This is a genomic window from Kribbella sp. (assembly GCF_035655035.1).
GTDB lineage: Bacteria > Actinomycetota > Actinomycetes > Propionibacteriales > Kribbellaceae > Kribbella.
In genome coordinates this window covers 1-1,662 of record NZ_DASRVN010000719.1, presented here as the reverse complement: position 1 = coordinate 1,662, position 1,662 = coordinate 1, and the positions used below count along the sequence as shown (strand labels likewise).

Genomic DNA, 1,662 nt, shown 5'->3' with positions numbered 1-1,662 from the left:
CGGTCCTCGACCTCGTACCGGACGACGGCGGTCTCGCCGACCGCGAGCACCCGGTCGAGCAGCAGTTCGCCGAGCAACGCGCCGGCGTCGGGGGAGCGGGCGATCCGGCCGGTCCGGCAGCCGCTCAGCGCACGCAGCGCGAGCCGCTCGGCGTCACATCCGGGCTCGCCCTGGTGCGCGATGATCAGCCGATCCACCGGCTGTACGGCGACCACGCTCTGGCACACCCGCCGCGTGCGCGCACTCCGCGCCGCGTCGACCTGTACCTCCTCGAGCACCGTGACGTTGCGCAACCGCCCGTGGGCGTCCCGCCGGAGCCGGTCGAGCAGCCGGGTCAGGGTCTCCGCGTAGTCCACCACGGCGTACGGCGGCGTGTCCGGCTCGCTGCGGGACGGCGGGATGCGTACGGTCAACCAGCCCGGCGGCACCTCCAGGACCTCCTCCAGCGCCGTCACGGTCGCCAGTGAGTCCTCCCGCGGGACCCGGCGGCCGCTCTGCCAGGTGCTCAGCGTGGCCACGCCGACATGCAGCCCGCGGTCGGCGAGGTGCGTACGGATCCTGTTCAGGGCCAGGCCGCGGCGGGCGATTGCCTGCCGGAGCGCGTCGGCGAACGACGCGTCCGGAGTCACTGCAGGGACCGATGCTTGGACGGATTTCACCATGGGGCCCTCCCTGCCCTGGATTGTAAACGTTCACAGCACGGTCCGGCACCGACTGGTCACACGCTGTTCACGCACGCATGCCGTTCACACCGCCGTACCGGCGTCCGCCGAGCGCTTGCCGCGTCGCCGTGGCCTCCTGACGATGGACTCCGCCCAAGTACCTCGCGAAGGAGGACACATGCGTAGGCTCCGCCCCAGCCTTCTCCGGCACCGCTCCTGGTCGTTGCTTCTGGCCACGATCCTCGGGCTCGGCATGCTGGCACCACTCGCACCACCGGCCACGGCCGCCCCGTCCAGCTACTACCTGAACGTCACCGGCCAGTCCCAGCAGAAGACGAACTGGTGCTGGGCGGCCAGCGGCAACAGCATCGCCGCGTTCTACGGCTATTCGTACAGCCAGAACCAGTTCTGCAACCTCGCCTTCGGTTACTCGATGAACGGCACCTGCCCAACAACCAGGCCACCCTCGGCAACGACCAGAACGCGTTCCGGGCGATCGGGATCAGCACCGGCAGTTACGTCTCCGGCACGCTGGCGTTCGGCACGCTGGTCAGTGAGATCGCCGCCGGCCGCCCGGTGATGACGCGGATCGGCTGGACCTCGGGCGGCGGCCACATGATGGACATCATCGGCTACGACTCCTCGAACTCGACGATCGAGTACTACGACCCGTGGCCGGACGACCAGCGGTACAACTACTCGACGTACGGCTGGTACCAGTCCAACGCGCAGTTCACCTGGACCCACTCCCTGTACCGGATCGGAGCCTGACATGCGCCGCCCGAAGAACCTCCTGCCCGCTCGCGGACTGCGTGGCCGTCCCCTGGCGCTCCGCTGCGCCGCCGTACTCGCCGCCGGCCTCGGTCTCGCCGTCGCCGGCGCCGGTCTCGCCGCCGCGACCGGTCCGCAGCCGATAGCACCCAGTGAGTTGTCCAAAGCAACAACCGCCGCACGCTCATCCACCGCGACAACCCTGCTCACCAAGGCCGCTAGTACGGCC

2 protein-coding genes and 1 pseudogene are annotated in these 1,662 nt (G+C 69.9%); 2 read left to right on the top strand and 1 reads right to left on the bottom strand.

Annotated features, from left to right (window positions below):
* Nucleotides 1-662: pseudogene (locus VFF46_RS37290) on the bottom strand (hypothetical protein); the annotation flags it as partial.
* Nucleotides 663-1,004: 342 nt separating this feature from the next.
* Here VFF46_RS37290 and VFF46_RS37285 point away from each other — a divergent pair.
* Nucleotides 1,005-1,433, top strand: coding sequence for a papain-like cysteine protease family protein (locus VFF46_RS37285; protein WP_325041982.1), 429 nt, complete (start codon nt 1,005-1,007; stop codon nt 1,431-1,433).
* A gap of 1 nt (nt 1,434) precedes the next feature.
* On the top strand, nt 1,435-1,662 hold a 228-nt coding region (locus tag VFF46_RS37280; RefSeq protein WP_325041981.1), incomplete at its 3' end, for a hypothetical protein.